The organism is Arthrobacter sp. Dra40, assembly GCF_059091905.1.
In genome coordinates, this window is the sequence record NZ_JBNHHB010000108.1 from 1 (window position 1) to 18,266 (window position 18,266).

An 18,266-nucleotide genomic window follows, 5' to 3' on the forward strand; every position below is an offset into this window, starting at 1 on the left:
ACGCCGGCCGAGTTGTCGATGGCGTCGGTGTTGAGGATGATCCCCTGGCGGGCGGCTTCGATCCGGCCGCGTTGGGTCATGCCCAGGTTTCCGCCCTCACCAATCACCTTCACCCTCAGGTCCGCGCCGTTGACGCGGATGCCGTCGTTGGCCTTGTCTCCGACTTCGGCATTCGATTCGGTCGAGGCCTTCACATAGGTGCCGATGCCGCCGTTGTACAGCAGGTCCACCGGTGCCGTCAGGATGGCCTGCAGGAGTTCGGGCGGACTCATGCTCGTGACCTGTGCATCCAGGCCCAGCACCTCGCGGACCTGCGCCGACACGGGTATCGACTTCACCGACCGCGGGTAGACCCCGCCGCCGGCGCTGATCAGTTGGTCGTCGTAGTCCGCCCACGACGACCGCGGAAGCTCGAACAGGCGCCGGCGTTCCTGGAAGGAGGCAGCCGGGTCCGGGTTCGGATCCAGGAAGATGTGGCGGTGGTCAAAGGCGGCGACCAGCCGGATGTGTTCGGACAACAGCATGCCGTTGCCGAAGACATCGCCGCTCATGTCCCCCACGCCGACGACGGTGAAATCCTCGGTCTGGGTGTCGAGGCCGAGTTCGCTGAAGTGCCGTTTGACCGACTCCCACGCCCCGCGGGCGGTAATGCCCATTTCCTTATGGTCGTAGCCAACAGAGCCGCCGGAAGCGAAGGCGTCTCCGAGCCAGTGGCCGTACTCAAGCGAAAGGTCGTTCGCAATATCGGAGAAGCTCGCGGTGCCCTTGTCAGCCGCAACCACCAGATAGGAATCGTCACCGTCGAGCCGGACCACCCGCTCGGGCGACACGACTTCCTGGCCGGACTCGGTCCGGATCAGGTTGTCGGTGATGTCGAGCAAGCCGCGGATGAAGGTGCGGTAGCTCTCCTGCCCTTCGGCCATCCAGGCGCCGCGGTCCACTGCGGGATCGGGCAGCCGCTTGGCGAAGAACCCGCCCTTGGCGCCGGTCGGCACGATGACGGCATTTTTGACCGTCTGGGCCTTGACCAGTCCCAGGATTTCGGTGCGGAAGTCTTCGCGCCGGTCGGACCAGCGCAAGCCGCCGCGGGCAACGTCGCCAAAGCGCAGGTGGACGCCCTCCACCCGCGGCGAGTACACCCAGATTTCGTACTTTGGCCGGGGGAAGGGTGCACCTTCGATCCGCGCGGGACTCAGTTTGAAACTGAAGTAGGGCTTGTTCTGGAAGTAGTTGGTGCGCAGCGTCGCATCGATCAGGTTGGCCAGCGAGCGCAGCACCCGGTCGGCGTCCAGCGTAGGCACGGCGTCGAGCCCCGCCGTGAGGTCGGAAAGGGCGGCCTCGACCGCCGCCTCCCGGTCGCCGGCGAGGTCCGGATCGAAGGTTGCGTTGAAGACCGCCAGCAGTGCGCGCGCCACCGCTGGATTGGCCAGCAGCGTGTCGGACACGAAAGCGTAGGAGACAACGTTGCCCAGCTGCCGGAGGTACCGGGTGTAGGCACGCAGCACTGCCACCTGCCGCCAGCCGATTCCCTCGGCCAGGACCAGCCGGTCGAAGCCATCCGACTCGCTGCGGCCGGTGATGGCCGCGCCGAATGCTTCCTCGAGCAGGCTGCCCGTGGCGATCGGATCGACTCCCGCCGGATAGCGCAGGCCGAAGTCATACAGGAAGTAGTCTTCGCCGTCGGCAGTGGCGATCTCGAAGGGCCGCTCGTCCAGTACTTCCAGCCCGGTGTTCTGCAGCACGGGCATGATGTTGCTCAGTGACCGCGGCTCCGGCAGGTACAGTTTCAGCCGGGCGTCGGCGGCAAGGACGTCGGACCTGTCCTCGGGAACGTAGACGTGCATGACCGGCGGGGCCTCGGCTCCGCCTTCCTCATACCGTTGAAAGCGCCCGATGTCTTCGAGCGCGTCCTCCACCTCGTAGTCCACCCGGTAGCTGGGCGGGAAGGCGTCCTTCCATTGCGCCGAGAGCCTGACTGCCTCCTCGCCCTCGAAGTTGGCCCGCAGGACCTCTTCGATCCCTTCCGACCACGAGCGGGAGGCCTGCGCCAGCCTGCGTTCGAGGTCGGCCGTGTCGACCTTCGGGACTGTGGAACCGCGCTTGAGCCGGATGCGGAAGAACAGGCGGGCGAGGGCGGATTCGGACATCCGTGCTTCGTAATCGATGCTCTGCGGGTCAAAGGTGCTGCGCAGCTCCTGCTCGATCCGCAGCCGGACGGCGGTGGTGTAGCGGTCCCGCGGCAGGAACACCAGCGCCGACACGAACCTGCCGTAGACGTCCGCGCGCAGGAACAGCCGGGTCCGGCGCCGCTCCTGCAGCCGCAGAATGCCCAGTGCTGTCGTGGCCAGCTCCTCGGTGTCCATTTGGAACAGCTCGTCGCGCGGGTACGTTTCCAGGATCGACAACAGGTCCTTGCCGGAGTGCGAGTCGGCCGGGAAGCCGCTGTGCGCCATCACCGCCGCGACCTTCTTCCGCACAATCGGAACGCTCTTCACCTCGCGGTTATACGCGCTGGTGGCGAAGAGCCCGATAAAGCGGCGCTCGCCGTCGACGTTGCCTTGCGCATCGAAGCTCTTGACCCCGATGTAGTCCAGGTAAGCGGCGCGGTGCACCGTGGAGCGCGAATTCGCCTTGGTGATCACCAGCGCCTTCTTTTCCCGGGCCCGGGCACGGCCTTCGGGGGTAAGGTGCTGAATCCGCTTCGTGTCGCCGATGTGGCGCATCATGCCCAGCCCGCTGTCTTCGCGGACCATCAGGACGTCTTCACCGTCCTGCGTGACGAGGTCGTATTCGCGGTAACCCAGGAAGGTGAAATTGCCGTCGTCGAGCCATTCGAGCAATGCCTTGGCCTCGTCCAGATCGGGCACTTCCTCCGCGCCTGCCACTGAGTCCAGCGATGCGGCGACCCGCCTCACTTGCCGGCGCATGGCCGGCCAGTCCTCGACCGATGCGCGGACGTCCGCGAGCACGCTCTTGAGCCCGGCAACCAACTCGGCCGCCTGCTCCGGCTCGATGCGGGCTGTCTCCACCGCCATCCAGGATTCAATCCGCTGGACCTTGTCGCCGCCGGCCTCGAACGCGGCCAGATTGGGCAGTGCTGCCGTGTCTCCGCTGGAAGCTCCCGCGGTAACCGGCACCCGCTCCACGCCGGCCAGTTCGTGGCTGTCCCGGGCGCGCGCTGCCACGAAGGTGGGGTGCATGATCATCCGGATGGCAATACCGTGCCGCACGAGCTCCGCAGTGACCGAGTCCACCAAGAACGGCATGTCATCGGTGACAATCATGACCACGCTGGCATCGGGTTCGTCGTGGATCCCGATGACCGGCTGGGCCGCCGGCCGGTGGGAGGCCAGTTCCCGGTGCGCCAAGGCCCGGGAATGGAGCACGTCGGGACTGTAACCCGCCGCATCCTCCGCCGCCAGGTGCTCGTAGTATTTCGCGATGAAGTCCTCATCGCTGGTTGCTGAGCTGGACAGATCCGCCATGCTGGATCCAGTCGACATGTAAAACGCCTCCGATTGGTGTGTCCAGACCGCGCCGTTGCGGTCCTTTCGCAAGCCTAACGCGGCGCGTTCAAAACTTCACTTTGACCAAGCACGACGGCGCAGTCCCCGCCTGGGCGGAGCCACGCTGTTTCCTGCCAACCCGGCGATGGCGCGGCGCAGCGCAGAGTCGGGAGCGCTTTCCAGCAGGACCGCGCCGCCCAATAGCGCGGCATCGGCTGCGCTGGAATCGGCCGGCAGGAGGGCCCGGATCCCGCGCCGTGGCGCAAACCGCTCCCAGGCCTCGCGCAACTGCGCCTCCGGTCTGGCTCCGACGGCTGCGGCCCTGACCTTGTTGAGCACCACCTCTGCCGGTACTGAGGGCACTGCTCGTGCCAGATCGTCCAAGGCGCGGACCAGGCGCGGCAGCCCCACGGTATCGGCGTTGCCCACAGCCAGCACCCGGTCCGCCGACTCCAGCACCCGCAAGGTGGCACCGTTGCGGCGGGGAGCCATTGAGTCAAAACTCAGCTCCTCGTCGTGTTCCAGCGAAAAACCGCAGTCCACCACCACGACGTCTGCCACCGCACGAGCCAGTTCCAACACCGTTCCCAGTGCTGCCGGCCTCAGCTCGGTCCAGCGGTCCACCCTGGTAATTCCGGTCAGGACGCGCAGTGAGGTTCCGGCGACGGCCACCTTCAGGCAGACCCGCTCGAACGACTCGTCGTCCAAGACGCCCTGGTCGGCCAGGCGGCACGCGTGGGCCAGAGCGGCCGATTCGTCGAGCAGGCCGAGGAAGGCAGCCACGCTGGCACCATAGGTATCTGCATCGACCAACAGGGTCCGCCGCCCGGAGGCGGCATACTCCGCGGCCAGATTGACCGCCACGGTTGTGCGGCCGGGTGCTCCGGCTGGACCCCATACCGCCACCAGCTCACCGTTCCCGGCTGCTGCCCTTGGGTGCGCAGGCTCGGCGACGGCCGGCTGCAGCGCCCGGGCAGGATCGGCCAGCCCCGACAGCCCGAAGGTCCGGTCTGCCGGAGCCGCCGCGGACCTCGCCAATGAGCCTTGCCAGTGCGCGACAGATTCAGCAACCAGCGCCGCCAAAGCCACGGCTTCGACGGCTTCCCCGGCCGTGCGGAGGCCAAAGGCCTCAAGCCGCTGCCGCTCGTCGTCGTCATCTGTCAGTGCCACAACGGACACATCGGCGCTGTGCAGCCGTTCCACAACACCGCCGTCAAGCTCCCGGGTCCGGCCGGCAACGATAGCGGCCCGTGCCAGCCCCGACTGCGCCGCCGCCAGCAGTTCGGCCAGCTCGGTGCATCGGCGCACCACTGTCACCGGCCCGTGGAGCCGCTCCAGCCCGGAGACGAAGTCCGTGGCCACTGTCCCGAACGTGACCACCGGAAGGTTCATGAGGGGCCGCCCGGATTCAACACCACGTTGATGCGCGCCCCGTTGGCGAGCGCGTGCAGCAGCGCCGGCATGGTGTCATCCCCCACCAGGACGTGCAGCCGTTCCGCTCCGGACGAGCCGAACGTAGTGGCAGTGTCCGCCAACTGCGACACCTCCGCCGCCTCGAGCAGCAGTTCGGGCTGGTTGAAGCCGTTCCGGCCATCGGGCAGCGAAACCCACACATCAACCCGGGAACCAGGGCCGGCGCCTTGAGGCAGCGGGCTTTCGATAGTCAGTCCAACCGGCTTCCGGTCCAGTTCGTCTGCGGCACCAAGCGCAGATGCAGGCAGCAGTTCTCCGCCCCGGATCAGCGCAGTTGCCACGGCACCGTCCGGCAGTCCGGCCGAGGCGGGCAGGTAGCGATCCTCGGCCTCACCCAGCCGGACAGCAACGATGACCACGTCGGCCGCGGAAACCGGCTGACCCACCGCGATGTCGGACTTGGCTGCCAGGACACCAATGCTGTGGTCGGCGGCGCTTACCAGCGCGGACACTCCGGCCACCGACGCCAAGACGAGCAGCAATCCCACCAACAGCCGGGGATCTTTCCAGGACGGTCGCTTCAACCGTGGTGCCGCGGTTCTTTCTGCGATGGCAGCGCTCACCGATGTCCCCCCTCAGTGCCCGCGTCCGGAAGGACAGCCCTGCTGCGGTCCCAACCTGCTCCAAGGCCGCGGGTGGCACCATTCTGGCCGAGGGCCTGGGGAAAGGGAACTGCCGGATCCCTCTGGTGACTTTTAGGGGAATACTTTCCTGCCAACAGGAGATCCCGTGCACCGTCAAACGGCATCAAACGATGCCATAATGGAGAAAACCGTCTTTAGTCTGAAGGATCTGGCCATGCCCCGGTTTCTCACTCTGTCCGATGTGGCCGAGGAATTGCAGATCTCCTCGTCGCAGACGTACGCCTTGGTTCGCAGCGGTGAACTCCCGGCCATTCAGATCGGGGGTCGGGGTCAGTGGCGCGTGGAGCAGGTGATGCTCGACCAGTACATCCAGGACAAATACGCCCAAACCCGCCGGCTGATCGAAGAAGCCAAGTCGCCGGCGGACTGAGCGTTCAGTCCCGACGCCGCGAGACGAGCGCCGCAACGGCGCTGAACGGCACCGTGTACACCGACCGAACGTTGGCCGCCCGGCGGTCCTCGCCCGAGGGCACGGCCGCGACATCGAAAAAGTCGGCCCCGACCCGGTCGATGACTCCTTCCGCCGCGGCCCCGGGAGATTTGCCGGACAGATAAACGGCGATCGAAGCACGATCCCGGCCGAGGGCCCGCAACGCCGACCCGAGCCCGAGTCGGCGCGCTTGGGATGTGTCGGCTACCGCATGCCGTCCCATTCCTTCGATCAGTTGCACGGCTGCCAGCGGCACCAGGGCGCTTCGAACTTTCTCATTGAGCACCAGCCAGGTGGATCCGACGTGGGCCAGCGAGCCCTCGAACCGCCAATCCGCTCCGGCCCACACGCGCAACCGCACGCCCAGTTGCCCCCGGAGCCGGTCCGCCAGGTCCACGGCCGCCTGGTCAATGCGTGCACGCTCGTTAACCTCGGCCTCCAGCTCCAACCGGCCGGCGGCGTGCAACTGCGCCTCCAGGTCGGCAAAGAGTGCATCCCACCGCATGGCGCAAGCCTAGCAACATCGAACTCCTCCGGATGGAACACGGCCCTTTACAACCGGGCGTAACGAATGCAACCATTAGTGTTCAAATTGCTGCAAACCACATCAAATGGGATCAACCAGCATTTGGTCCAGCCCGCGGGAAAGGCAGTTCCATGCGCACAACCACTACCGATGCCGTCACCGCAGGACTGGTTACGGGGTGCGGCGCTGCGCTGATTTTCGCGGGCACGGAAATCGGCTCCGGAGCAGCGCGGCCGTCCCACAGCTACCAGGAGTCGCTGGCTCTCTTGTCGTTCGGCGCCGGAGCAGCGGTCCTCTGTTGGCTCCTTCTGGGCATGGCCGCAGCGGCCGCCAGCGCGGTGTTTGCCAGAACCGGACACCGGCGCCTGGCCTCGCTATCGGCCGCCCTCACTCCTGCTTTTCTGCGGCGGCTGGCGGGGGCCCTCGTCGGACTCAACCTGGTAATGCTCCCCGGCGCACACGCTGCAGCCGCAGCCCACACCACTGCCATCCCTGCTGCCACCGGTCCTTCGTCCGTCCCGGCAGTCAGTCCGCAGTGGCAACCCGCGGGATCCGATGACACTGTTGGCCCGGGCGGCCCTGTTGTTCCCGACGGCCCGGTACCTCCCGACCGCCCGCACTCACCCGCAGTGGACCCTTCGTGGCGGCCGGCCCCACCGGCCGCGGACCCCAGCATCGTCGCCAAGCCGCTAAGCCGGCACACCCCTGAACGCGCCCCGACCGTGACTGTCACCGCCGGAGACTCACTCTGGCTGCTCGCCGCCGCTGAGCTCGGTCCGCTGGCGACCGACGCGCAGATTGCCGACCGGTGGCCGGACTGGTATGCGGCGAACCGCAGCGTCATCGGCAACGATCCGGCACTTATCAGGCCCGGCCAAACACTCGTCGTGCCTCCCCCGCACTAGCGCGCTAAGCCCGCGCCGCTGCAGCAAGCATCCTACAGAGAAGCGGTACCCGTGCACTACCAACGCAAGAAAGGGCTGGACATGGACAACGTGCGAAAGCTCCCCGTGGGACAGGGAGCGGCAGAGGATGCGGAGCAAACAGGTCGAATCGGCGCACTGGCACCCGCGAGCGGGGCGCCTCGGCCCCTGACGGTCCGGCGCGTCACACCGGCCGGACCGGATCGCTACTACGCGCCCGTGATCCGGTTGCAGCCCCGGCAAGGAGATCGACCCGGGACCGGGCCGGACGGACCTGCCCGGCCAGGTGCCGTGGCGCCGGCGATACCGCTGCATCCTGATGCGGATCCGGCGGCGGAGGCCGAACTGCACCACGTCGCTGCGACGGCCCGCTCCGTGGCGCAGGCTTGCCTGGAAGCGGTCTCCGGCACTCGGCCTGTCCAGCAACTGGCCCGCTGGCTTGACCCCGGCAGCTATGAAAAGCTGGTCCATCGCGCGGACATTGTCAAAGCACACCAGGTGAAACTGCGTTCCGACGGCCGCGCGGCGCTGCGGCTTCACCGCAGCGCCGTGGTCAGGTCATGCCGCATCTGCCGGGCAGCGGAGAACGCCTATGAAGCATCGCTCGTGGTTGCCGAAACCCGGCGCGTACGGGCAGTAGCTTTAAGACTGGAACTGATCCGCGGCCTGTGGAAGGTCACGGCATTGGAGATCGGCTAAGAGCCGTCCTCACCTTATTTCCGGCGTTTGCCGCTCTTGGCGGGCCGCTTGTCCCGGGCAGCGCCGGAGGCCTTGGGAGCGACCTGCCGTTCAACCCGCGTCTCTGCTTCCCCTGATGCGCTCGGCGCCGTGAACTGCAGGGCGGCCGGACGCTTTGGGGCTTCCAATCCCGCGGCAGTGATCTGCGGCGCTGCGGCTGCCCGGGCATCTGCCACGCCCGGTGCCGTGGCCTCTGCCGGCTGCTGGACCTGGACCTCGAGGTTGAAGAGATAGCCAACGCTCTCTTCGCGGATGGACTCCATCATTGCTTGGAACATCACGAATCCCTCGCGCTGGTATTCCACCAGCGGATCGCGCTGCGCCATTGCACGCAGTCCAATGCCTTCCTTCAGGTAGTCCATCTCGTAGAGATGTTCCTGCCACTTCCGGCCAATCACCGAAAGCACCACCCGCCGCTCCAGTTCGCGCATTGTCTCCGAGCCAAGGGTCTGCTCACGCTGGGCGTACGCAACCTTGGCGTCGGACACAATTTCGGCCCGCAGGAAATCCTCCGTGACCTTCGACCGCCCGCCGGCTTCTTCCAGTACCTCGTCGATCGTCAGTTCAATCGGGTAGAGCTGCTTGAGGTTGGTCCACAGCTGCTCGTAGTCCCAGTCGTCTCCGTGGCCTTCCGCCGTGGCTTCATTGACCATCGCGGTCACTACGTCTTCCAGGAAAAACGCGACCTTTTCGTGCAGGTCGTCGCCTTCCAGGATCCGGCGGCGGTCGTTGTAAATCGCTTCGCGCTGCCGGTTGAGCACGTCATCGTACTTCAGCACGTTCTTGCGCTGCTCGGCGTTGCGGCCTTCGACCTGCGCCTGGGCGTTCTGGATCGCCTTGGACACCATTTTGGATTCCAACGCCACGTCGTCCGGCATCCGCGACGAGTTCATGATCCGCTCGGCTGCACCGGAGTTGAACAACCGCATCAGGTCGTCGGTCAGTGAGAGGTAAAAGCGTGATTCGCCTGGGTCACCCTGGCGCCCTGACCGGCCGCGGAGCTGATTATCGATGCGGCGCGACTCATGCCGTTCGGTACCCAGCACATAGAGCCCCCCGAGCTCCTTGACCTCGTCGTGCTCGGTCTGGACGGCCTTCTGTGCCCCTGCCAACACGGCCGGCCAGGCTGCCTCGTATTCCTCGGGGTTTTCGGCGGGGTCAAGGCCGCGGCGTTCCATGTCGGCCACGGCGTTGAACTCGGCGTTTCCGCCGAGCATGATGTCGGTGCCGCGGCCTGCCATGTTCGTGGCGACGGTGACGGAGCCCTTTCGGCCGGCCTGGGCGATGATGGCCGCTTCACGGGCGTGGTTCTTCGCGTTGAGCACTTCGTGCCGGATACCCTGTTTAGCCAACTGCTTGGAGAGGTACTCGCTCTTCTCCACACTGGTAGTGCCCACCAGGACCGGTTGGCCCTTTTCGTGACGGGCGGCGATATCCTTCACCACGGCGTCGAACTTGGCGATCTCGTTTTTGTAGATCAGGTCCGACTGGTCGATGCGGGCCATCGGCTTGTTCGTCGGGATCGGAACCACGCCGAGCTTGTAAGTGCTCATGAACTCAGCCGCTTCTGTTTCGGCCGTGCCGGTCATCCCGGACAGCTTCCCGTAGAGGCGGAAGTAGTTTTGCAGGGTCACCGTAGCCAGCGTCTGGTTTTCGGCCTTGATCTCGACGCCTTCTTTGGCTTCGATTGCCTGGTGCATTCCCTCGTTGTAGCGCCGCCCGGCCAGAATACGGCCGGTGTGCTCGTCAACGATGAGCACTTCGCCCTTGAGCACCACGTAGTCCTTGTCCCGCTTGAACAACTCCTTGGCCTTGATGGCGTTGTTCAGGAACCCGATCAACGGCGTATTCGCCGATTCATAGAGGTTGTCGATGCCGAGGTAGTCCTCAACCTTCTCAATCCCGGACTCCAGCACGCCGACGGTGCGCTTCTTCTCGTCGACTTCGTAGTCTTCGGTGTCCTTCAGACGCATCACCACGCGCGCGAATTCGGTGTACCACCGGTTGACGTCGCCGGAGGCCTGTCCCGAAATAATCAGCGGGGTGCGGGCCTCGTCGATCAGGATGGAGTCGACCTCGTCCACAATGGCGAAGTGGTGTCCGCGCTGCACCAGCTCGTCGCGGCTCCAGGCCATGTTGTCGCGCAGGTAGTCAAACCCGAATTCGTTGTTTGTGCCGTAGGTGATGTCCGCCGCGTATTGTTCACGGCGGGTGGCCGGGTTCTGATTGGCCAGAATGCAGCCACTGGTCAGGCCCAGGAAGCGGTAGACACGGCCCATCAGGTCGGACTGGTACTCGGCCAGATAGTCGTTGACCGTCACGACGTGGACGCCCTTGCCGGTGAGCGCGTTCAGGTAGGCCGGCGCGGTCGCCACCAGCGTTTTGCCTTCACCGGTCTTCATCTCCGCGATGTTGCCCAAGTGCAACGCTGCCCCGCCCATGAGCTGAACATCGAAGTGGCGCAGGCCCAGCGTGCGGCTGGCGGCTTCACGGACGGCCGCAAAGGCTTCGGGGAGCAGATCTTCCAGCGACTCGCCGTCCTGGTAGCGCTGCTTCAGAGTGTCGGTTTCCCCGCGCAACTCGGCATCGGTGAGGGACTTAAAGTCCTCTTCCAGAACGTTGATCGCATCGGCGTAACCGCGCAGCCTCTTCAGCGTCTTCTTATCGCCCGTACGAAGCACACGCTCGAGAATCGTTGGCACTACATAGCTCCCAGTCAGTTGCGCAGAAATCCGGCTTGTTCAGTCTACGTGAGAGACGTGTCAGCCACGGTTTTGGTTCCCTGTGGTCGTTTCGCGCACTTCACGCGCCAGGGCGGCGGCCAGATCACCTCTTTCTTCCACCACAACGTGGTCCAACCCCAGCCACTCCGCCATTGCCGCGAGCTCTGCTGCCAGCTCGGCCGCCGTTCCGGGCGGAGCGTCGTCTTCGGCGTGTGCCGACCGGACCATAAGCCGTCCGGCGGCCCGGTCCGCCTTCAAGTCCACGCGGGCGCACAGCCTGTCGCCCAGCAGGAACGGCAGGACGTAGTAGCCATAGGTCCTCTTCGGCGCGGGCGTGTAGATCTCTATCCGGTAGCGGAAGCCGAAGAGGCGCTCTACGCGTTGGCGCTCGAACACCAGGGAATCGAACGGACTCAACAACGCCCTGCCGGCTGCCCGGCGCGGCCGGGCCGCCTCGGCGTGCACATAGACGGCTCCCTTCCACCCCTCCACCTGCACCTGTTCCAGCCGTCCGGTTTCCAGCAGCGCAGACACCGCACCGGCCGCGGCGCGCGCCGGCACCCGGAAGTAGTCGGCAAAGCACTTGACGGTCCCGATGCCGTGCGCCCGTGCTGCCGCCTCGGTCAGCCTCAGCATCGCTTGCTCCGGCTCGGGCCGGTGTTCGGCGAGGTGAGGGGCGGGCAAAACCCTGTCGGTTAGGGTGTAAAGCCTTTCGAATTGGGGCGTGCGCGCCGCAGCGCTGACCAGCCCCTGTTCGAACAGGGCTTCCAGCACCCGCTTGACCGCGTTCCAGTTCCAACCCCAGCCCGTCTTTGGCTGGTGTCTGTCGTGGCCGATGCGTTCTGCCACTGCCCGGGCGGTAAGTGCCCGTGAGGACGAGAGAACGTCCAGAATCCTGGCGGTCAGATCCCGAACGAGTTCCTGGTCCATCCCGGAAGCGCCAACCCAGCGGCGCCGCTGCCATTGGCGGAGGTCGGCGAAGTCCTGCGGCTTGATGTAGCTGGCTTCGTGGGCCCAGTACTCCATCATGCGGCGCGGTGGCTTTCCGGCAAACCGGTGGAGGATCTCGACATCGTATCCACCGAGCCTGGAGAAGAACGGCATATAGTGCGAGCGCACCAGCACATTCACGGAATCGATCTGCAGCAGCCGTATCTGGTCAAAGGTCCGGCCCACCTGCCTTGCGGTAACAAGGCCGGTGGGCCGTTCCTGAACCAGTCCCTGCGCCGCCAATGCGATGCGGCGGGCCTGGGGCAAACTAAGGCGTGCTGTCATGCCTTCATACTAGGCAGCCGCACGTCAGGCCTTCGCGGCCTCCGGCGCGCGGTAGGCCAAAACCTCTTCACGCGCCTTGGCTTCTTCGGCGCTGCAGTCGGCATCAAGGGTGATGACGCCATACGTCCAGCCGCGACGGCGGTAAACGACGCTGGGTGCGTCCGTTGCCTTATCGATGAACAGGTAGAAGTCGTGGCCCACCAGTTCCATGTTGTCCACGGCATCATCGAGTGTCATGGCCGCGGCCGGGAAGACCTTGCGGCGGATCAGCACCGGGGAATCTCCGGCAGGAACGTCGTTCTCAATTTCATAGCCGGTCCGGTCCTCGTCCTGTTCCCGGCTGGTGGCTGCAGCCAGCGCTTCTTCGTGCAGCGGCACGTCGGTGCTGGCCGGTTCAAGTGTGGCGGTGGCCTGATGGACGGCGGTCGGGGTGTGGCGTCCGTGGTGGACCTTGCGGCGGTCGCGGGCGCGGCGCAGCCGCTCCAAAAGCTTGTTGTAAGCGATGTCGAACGCTGCAAACTTATCCGCTGCTTTTGCCTCGGCGCGGACTACGGTGCCCCGTCCGAGCACGGTGAGCTCGACGGTCATCGAGCTTTCGGCGTTGCGGGCATTGGCTTCTTTGGTAACTTTGGCATCGAGCCGTTGGACCTTGTCGCCCAGTTGCTCGATCTTGGAGATTTTCTCCTCAGCGTACTCGCGGAACCGGTCCGAAACGGACAGGTTGCGGCCGTTGATGTTAAATTCCATGGTGCCCTCCATCGTTGCCTAGATGACACAACAGCGACCGAAAGAGAAACTCCTTTCAGCCGCTGAAGATGGGTGTCCTCCCTCTCGGGAGCCCATACTTCACGTTAGATCACGGACCCTCTTTATTCATCCTTTGGCCGCGATTATCTGCAACATTTCCCGTGGATGGCTCTTTAACCCCTGCCCGGAACGGTAAACCGCCGGTCACGACCGGTAAGCCGGAGACACTCATGCGCGTCTGCCGCCCGCACCGCCGGGCGCGAATTCACCGGGTGGTCCCGCTGGCGCCGATGTAGCGGCCAACACGGCTCCGCCCAGCGGAACTGCGCCGGCGGCACGCAGCACCCGGGCCAGTTCACCCATGGTTGCCCCGGTCGTGAGCACATCGTCCACCAGGAGGCAGTCTCGGCCGTCGAGTGCCGCAAGGTACCGCGCTGGAACGATCATGCTGCCGGCAACATTACGTTGGCGGGCCGACCGGCCCAGCGACTTTTGTCCGCCCGCGGGACGCGCCAGGCGCTTCGTTGAGCCCATCTGGCGGACTGCGGGCAGCAATTGCAGACCGGGCGGCAGCACACCCTGCCTGGCCAGGCGGGACAGCAGCAGGTGGAGCGGATCGTAGCCACGGCGTCGGCGGGAGTTTCGACGCGGGGGAACCGGGACGCACAGGGCATCGGCGGGGCGTCCGGCCCGCTCCGCCGCCGCGTCCAGTGCACGGGCCAATACGACGGCCAGCACCGGCGCCAGCTCGGTTCGGCCGTGGTTCTTGAAGGCCAGCACCGCTTGGGACAATTCACGTCGGTAGGGGCCGCCGGCCGTGACCGGCAGCGGCTGGCCGGCGTCGTCCAACGGCAAAGAACCGGCGTCCTGCTCCACGGCCACCGGGTGCAGGGTCGCGCGCCGCAGGCGCAGCCGGCAGGCAGCGCACAAGACGTGGTCTGCCGCCCCGCAGGCCACGCAGTCGGTGGGCAACAGCAGCCGGCCGAACTGTCCACACCAGATCCGCAGGTCCTGCGCGGCCCGGCTGAAATACAGCCGGTCCAGCCAGCAGCCCAGCTCCGCCTCCTTCACCACCGGTTCCCTGCCACGCGTCCAGCATGCTGTCCCTGGCCCTGCGGGGACAACCAGGGCAATCCGGAGGTGGATGCGGCGGAAGGTGCTGCAACCTGTGGAGGCCTGGTTATCCCGGGAACGACGGATCGATGACCAACGGCGAATTGCGCTGCGGGGCCCAGCTGTTGCCCACCCGGATGTACAGCATTTCGTTCGTTTGCGCGTACACGTCCTGGTCACCGTTGCCGGCGCTGATTTCCACCATGCCCTGCAACGGCGCGGTCCGCACGCTGCTGCCATCCAGATTCAGAACTTCCGCGGTCACGGCCTCGTCGGCCGAGGCCTGCATGACAATCACGGTGTCTTCATCGGCCCAGACGCCCGAGTCCACCGGCACGGAGTGGTTCAATTTCTTCGGTGTCGTGATGGCCCGTGGCTTGCCGTCCTGATCACGGACGACGCCGGCAATGTAGACACCGGTGACCGAACCTTCGCGGGTGATGATGAGGGCCCTGGACCCTTCGCGGGAGATCTGCAGTTCCGTCACGGTTCGCTCCGTCAGCCACTGCGCGCTGACCGCTACCTTCTGGTCCGGCTTCTCGACGGAAACCGCGGAGACCTTCCCACTGCTGTCTCCGGCCGCCATCCAGGCCCAGCCGAACGGGTCAATGCTGGGCCCCGTCAGGTCCGTCCCGGAAGCTGCCTCCACCGCGCGACGGTCCTTGCCGATGACGAACAAGCGGTTGCGCTCGGCGGTCAGGAAGGCGAAGCGCTCCTGGTCAAGCGACATGGCCGGTTCACGCGGGTGCCACCGGTCGACGGAGGGCAGGTCCCCCGGATCCACCAGCCGCGAGCCCTCATAGAAGACGAGCTCGTCGCCCAGAACCCCGATCTGTACGTTGCCGACGGCCGGGTCCCTGACCGCCGCCCGGAATTGCGGATCCGGGGTGTTGCCCAGATCCACTTCGCGCTGGTCCACTGTCATCTGCACGGTGGAGACCGTATTGAGCTCCCCCAGCGTTAATTCCAGCTGCTGCTGCATCTGCTGCCGGCGCAGGAAGGTGGTGCCCGTCAGGACTTCGGCGGAAAGGTCCACACTGGCTGCCCCCGATTCGATCGGCACGGCACGGCGCACCAGTTGCGAGCCCTCCGGGAAGGCGCTGATCACCGCGCCGGCCAGATACGGCGCCGGACCCTCCAGCATGGCGGCGACAATGGCCGCGGATATGCCTTGGCGGTTGGCGAACCAGCGCACGTCCGGCACGGCGTAGGTGTATGTGGGGTCGTAGAAGTACAGATTGAAGGGGGAGAACAAGGTGCGGAAGTCCACTGTGGAAACCATGGTTCCGTCGGGCACGCTGGAAATCCGCCATTCGCCGTCCACCTGGGTCAGTTCCACCGGCAGCGATTCAGTGGCGCCTTCCTCGGCCTGGGTCCGCACACCCGATTCGTTGATGGTGGTATCAACTTCCACCTGGAGCACGAATTCGGTTTCGGACGGCGATCCGACAATCCTGACAGCGTTCCGGTACACCAGTGTCCGCTGCACCGGCTGCCATTCCCCGGCCAAGTCCGGGGCCAGGAATTCACGCGCAATCCGATAATCGTCCTGCGTTGCTGCGCCCGCTTGGATGAAGCCCGCGACGATCTCCTGCGGGTCGTCCCCCGGCGACGGGCCGGGCGGGTTGAAGGTGTAGTTGGTTCCCCCTGTTTCGCCGGACTGGGCCTGCACCGTGCCCACCGGCCCCGACATCGGGATGGAGGAACAGGAAACCAGGGCCAGCATCACACAGATTATGACGACGACGGCGCGCAGCCGGGACGCGCGGGCGGGGTCAGCTGAGATCCGGAACACCGTTTTCCTCCTGCTGTTCAAGGAGCACGTTCTCCGCGGCCAACTGCCCGCGCAGGGCTGACGCACCTGGCGGCGGCAGCGGCAGCGGTGAATGGGTCAGTGTTCCGCCGCTGTGCCGCGGCAGCGTTAAGCGGAAGCAGGCACCGTTGCCCGGCTCGCCCCACGCCTGCAGCCAGCCGCCATGGAGCCGGGCATCCTCGGTGGAAATCGACAGTCCCAGGCCGCTGCCGCCGGTTGTCCGGGCCCGGGCCGGGTCTGCGCGCCAAAAGCGGTCGAACACCCTGGATGCTTCCATCGGCGTCATTCCGATGCCGTAGTCCCTGACCGAGACGGCAACGGCGTCGTCGGTGGCGCCGACAGTGACCTCTACCGGGTTGCCTTCGCCGTGTTCCAGCGCGTTGACGATCAGATTGCGCAGGATGCGTTCGATCCGGCGCCGATCCACCTCGGCAATGCAGCGGGGTTCCTGGGCGATCAGGCGCAGCTCCGACCCGCTGTTGTCCGCCAGCGGCTGGGCGGCGTCCAGCGCCGTGCGGGCGATCTCCACCACGTCAGTCGCCTCGGCATCAAGAGCGGCGGCACCGGCGTCGAAACGGGAGATTTCCAGAAGGTCGGCCAGCAGTGCCTGGAAGCGCTCCACTTGGTTGTACAGCAATTCGGTGGAGCGGGCGTTGACCGGATCGAAGTCTTCGCGCGATTCATAGAGCACCTCCGCGGCCATCCGGACGGTCGTCAACGGCGTCCGCAGTTCGTGCGAGACATCGGAGACGAACCGCTGCTGCATCTCGGAGAGAGTGGCCAACTGCGTGATCTGCTCCTGCAGGCTGTTGGCCATGTGGTTGAAGGAGGCCCCCAGCCGGGCGAGCTCATCTTCCCCCCGCACTTCCAGCCGCTCCTGCAGCTGACCGGCTGCCAGTTTCTCCGAGACGATTGCGGCCTGGCTGACCGGGTGCACTACGGCGCGGGTCAGCAGCCAGACGATGCCGCCGACCAGGATCAGCAGCAGTCCGCCGCCGATCCACAGCACGCGGTGGATGAAGTCCAGCGTCTGCTGCACGGAGGAGAGGTCGTAAATCAGGTAAAGGGCGTAGGCATTGCCCGGCGGCAGCGAGACCTTGGTGCCGAAACCGATGGCGGGAACGTCCCTGTCGCCGACGGGCAACGCGAGTGCCTGTCGGTACTGGCCGGTGCCCGTGGCGACCTCCTGGGCCAGCCCTTCCGGAATGATGTTGGCGGTAATGGAGGTGTTCGACTGGCTGAAGACATAGAGATTCTGCCCGCCCGGCAGCGGAGTCAGCAGATAGTAGCGGGGCGCTTCGGCGCCGGTTCCTTCGAGCAGTTTCAGCGTGTCCGCGACCATGCTGGCCACAGTGGCGCGGTCGCTGGCTGAGGAACTCTCAAAGATTGTTTTGACTTGGGACAGCCCGCGCCGGGACTCGGCTTCGGCCTGGTTCACCCGCTCCTGGTACAGCCCGGAGGCAATCTGGCTGGAGAGGAAGGCACCCACGCCCATGAAAGCGAAGGCCGTGAGCAGGACGGCGGCCGTGACCGTTCGGAACTGCAGCGACCGCCGCCATTTCCGGTTCAGGAAGTCGCGGGCCCGCAGAGTGGCATGCCAAGCGGCCTCAGCTGCCGCCTTCAGCTTGGCTGTCCACCGGCTGAGAACCGGCTCCACTTATCCTTGGCCGGCCTTGTAGCCGACGCCGCGTACCGTCAGCACCACTTCGGGTGCTTCCGGATCCCGCTCGATCTTGGAGCGCAACCGCTGGACATGAACGTTGACCAGTCGGGTGTCTGCGGCATGGCGGTAGCCCCAGACCTGCTCCAGGAGCAATTCACGTGTAAAGACCTGCCACGGTTTGCGGGCCAAGGCCACCAGCAAGTCGAATTCCAGCGGGGTCAACGAGATCTTCTCGTCGCCGCGATGGACCACATGCCCGGCAACATCGATCACGACATCGGCAATCCGCAGGGTCTCCGGAGCCCGTTGGTCCCCCGGCCGCAGCCGTGCGCGGACCCGGGCCACGAGTTCTGCCGGTTTGAACGGCTTGGGCACGTAGTCGTCGGCACCAGATTCCAAACCGCGGACCACGTCGGATGTGTCCGCCTTGGCCGTCAGCATGACGATGGGGACGTCCGACTCCCCACGGATCTGGCGGCAGACCTCGATCCCGTCCAGTCCCGGCAGCATGAGGTCCAGCAGCACCAAGTCGGGCTTGCTGCTGCGGAAGACCTCAAGGGCCCGGGCGCCGTCAGCGCAAAACACGGGATCGAATCCGTCGTTGCGCAGCACGATGCCGATCATCTCGGCCAGGGCCTCGTCGTCGTCTACGACCAGAATGCGTGCCTTCATATCTCCTAATTGTCCCCTAT

14 protein-coding genes are annotated in these 18,266 nt (G+C 65.8%); 3 read left to right on the top strand and 11 right to left on the bottom strand.

Going from position 1 to position 18,266, the window contains the following annotated elements:
* The 3 genes from AC5RWT_RS25255 to AC5RWT_RS25265 all read right to left on the bottom strand — a co-directional run.
* Window positions 1-3,503, bottom strand: a 3,503-nt coding sequence (locus AC5RWT_RS25255; RefSeq protein WP_494082586.1) for an NAD-glutamate dehydrogenase, incomplete at its 3' end; no start/stop codon positions are given.
* Window positions 3,504-3,581: 78 nt separating this feature from the next.
* The gene (locus AC5RWT_RS25260; RefSeq protein ID WP_494082587.1) at window positions 3,582-4,898 is read right to left on the bottom strand and encodes a CpaE/TadZ family protein; all 1,317 of its coding nucleotides are present in this window, start codon (window positions 4,896-4,898) and stop codon (window positions 3,582-3,584) included.
* Window positions 4,895-5,542 (bottom strand): CpaB family protein, encoded by a 648-nt coding sequence (locus tag AC5RWT_RS25265; protein WP_494082588.1) that lies wholly within the window; start codon window positions 5,540-5,542, stop codon window positions 4,895-4,897. The genes AC5RWT_RS25260 and AC5RWT_RS25265 overlap by 4 nt, the downstream gene beginning before the upstream one ends.
* Before the next feature lie 235 nt (window positions 5,543-5,777).
* On the opposite strand from AC5RWT_RS25265, the gene AC5RWT_RS25270 reads away from it, so the two are divergent.
* On the top strand, window positions 5,778-5,993 hold the full coding sequence (locus AC5RWT_RS25270) for a helix-turn-helix domain-containing protein (RefSeq protein WP_494082589.1): 216 nt from the start codon (window positions 5,778-5,780) through the stop codon (window positions 5,991-5,993).
* Between the two features lie 4 nt (window positions 5,994-5,997).
* Here the strand turns inward: AC5RWT_RS25270 and AC5RWT_RS25275 are convergent, their stop codons facing one another.
* Window positions 5,998-6,558 carry a hypothetical protein gene (locus AC5RWT_RS25275; protein ID WP_494082590.1) on the bottom strand — a complete coding sequence of 187 codons (561 nt, stop codon included), beginning with the start codon at window positions 6,556-6,558 and terminating at the stop codon, window positions 5,998-6,000.
* A gap of 152 nt (window positions 6,559-6,710) precedes the next feature.
* Between AC5RWT_RS25275 and AC5RWT_RS25280 the strand changes: the two genes are divergently transcribed.
* Together AC5RWT_RS25280 and AC5RWT_RS25285 are read left to right on the top strand one after the other, a co-directional pair.
* Entirely contained in the window at window positions 6,711-7,484 is a 774-nt protein-coding gene (locus AC5RWT_RS25280; protein WP_494082591.1) for a LysM peptidoglycan-binding domain-containing protein, read from the top strand.
* A 309-nt stretch (window positions 7,485-7,793) separates the two neighbouring features.
* Window positions 7,794-8,201, top strand: a complete 408-nt coding sequence (locus AC5RWT_RS25285) for an Rv3235 family protein (protein ID WP_494082592.1) — start codon at window positions 7,794-7,796, stop codon at window positions 8,199-8,201.
* Window positions 8,202-8,215: 14 nt separating this feature from the next.
* On the opposite strand, the gene secA is transcribed toward AC5RWT_RS25285, so the two are convergent.
* The 7 genes from secA to mtrA form a co-directional block, all read right to left on the bottom strand.
* Window positions 8,216-10,942 (bottom strand): preprotein translocase subunit SecA, encoded by a 2,727-nt coding sequence (gene secA / locus AC5RWT_RS25290; RefSeq protein WP_494082593.1) that lies wholly within the window; start codon window positions 10,940-10,942, stop codon window positions 8,216-8,218.
* 60 nt (window positions 10,943-11,002) lie between these two features.
* The gene (locus tag AC5RWT_RS25295) at window positions 11,003-12,238 is read right to left on the bottom strand and encodes a winged helix-turn-helix domain-containing protein (RefSeq protein WP_494082594.1); all 1,236 of its coding nucleotides are present in this window, start codon (window positions 12,236-12,238) and stop codon (window positions 11,003-11,005) included.
* Window positions 12,239-12,262: 24 nt separating this feature from the next.
* Entirely contained in the window at window positions 12,263-12,985 is a 723-nt protein-coding gene (gene hpf / locus AC5RWT_RS25300; RefSeq protein WP_494082595.1) for a ribosome hibernation-promoting factor, HPF/YfiA family, read from the bottom strand.
* 228 nt (window positions 12,986-13,213) lie between these two features.
* Complete coding sequence (locus tag AC5RWT_RS25305; RefSeq protein ID WP_494082596.1) at window positions 13,214-14,056, bottom strand: ComF family protein; 843 nt, start codon at window positions 14,054-14,056, stop codon at window positions 13,214-13,216.
* A gap of 109 nt (window positions 14,057-14,165) precedes the next feature.
* Window positions 14,166-15,893, bottom strand: coding sequence for an LpqB family beta-propeller domain-containing protein (locus AC5RWT_RS25310; protein WP_494082597.1), 1,728 nt, complete (start codon window positions 15,891-15,893; stop codon window positions 14,166-14,168).
* The gene (mtrB, locus tag AC5RWT_RS25315) at window positions 15,874-17,568 is read right to left on the bottom strand and encodes an MtrAB system histidine kinase MtrB (RefSeq protein WP_494082598.1); all 1,695 of its coding nucleotides are present in this window, start codon (window positions 17,566-17,568) and stop codon (window positions 15,874-15,876) included. The genes AC5RWT_RS25310 and mtrB overlap by 20 nt, the downstream gene beginning before the upstream one ends.
* Complete coding sequence (gene mtrA / locus AC5RWT_RS25320; RefSeq protein ID WP_493966274.1) at window positions 17,569-18,246, bottom strand: MtrAB system response regulator MtrA; 678 nt, start codon at window positions 18,244-18,246, stop codon at window positions 17,569-17,571.
* Window positions 18,247-18,266 lie beyond the last annotated feature (20 nt).

Coding starts and splice junctions, on each gene's coding strand:
- AC5RWT_RS25280 (WP_494082591.1), top strand. CDS start 6,711: ATGCGCACAACCACTACCGATGCCGTCACCGCAGGACTGGTTACGGGG.
- AC5RWT_RS25295 (WP_494082594.1), bottom strand. CDS start 12,238: ATGACAGCACGCCTTAGTTTGCCCCAGGCCCGCCGCATCGCATTGGCG.
- mtrA (WP_493966274.1), bottom strand. CDS start 18,246: ATGAAGGCACGCATTCTGGTCGTAGACGACGACGAGGCCCTGGCCGAG.
- AC5RWT_RS25275 (WP_494082590.1), bottom strand. CDS start 6,558: ATGCGGTGGGATGCACTCTTTGCCGACCTGGAGGCGCAGTTGCACGCC.
- AC5RWT_RS25270 (WP_494082589.1), top strand. CDS start 5,778: ATGCCCCGGTTTCTCACTCTGTCCGATGTGGCCGAGGAATTGCAGATC.
- hpf (WP_494082595.1), bottom strand. CDS start 12,985: ATGGAATTTAACATCAACGGCCGCAACCTGTCCGTTTCGGACCGGTTC.
- AC5RWT_RS25260 (WP_494082587.1), bottom strand. CDS start 4,898: ATGAACCTTCCGGTGGTCACGTTCGGGACAGTGGCCACGGACTTCGTC.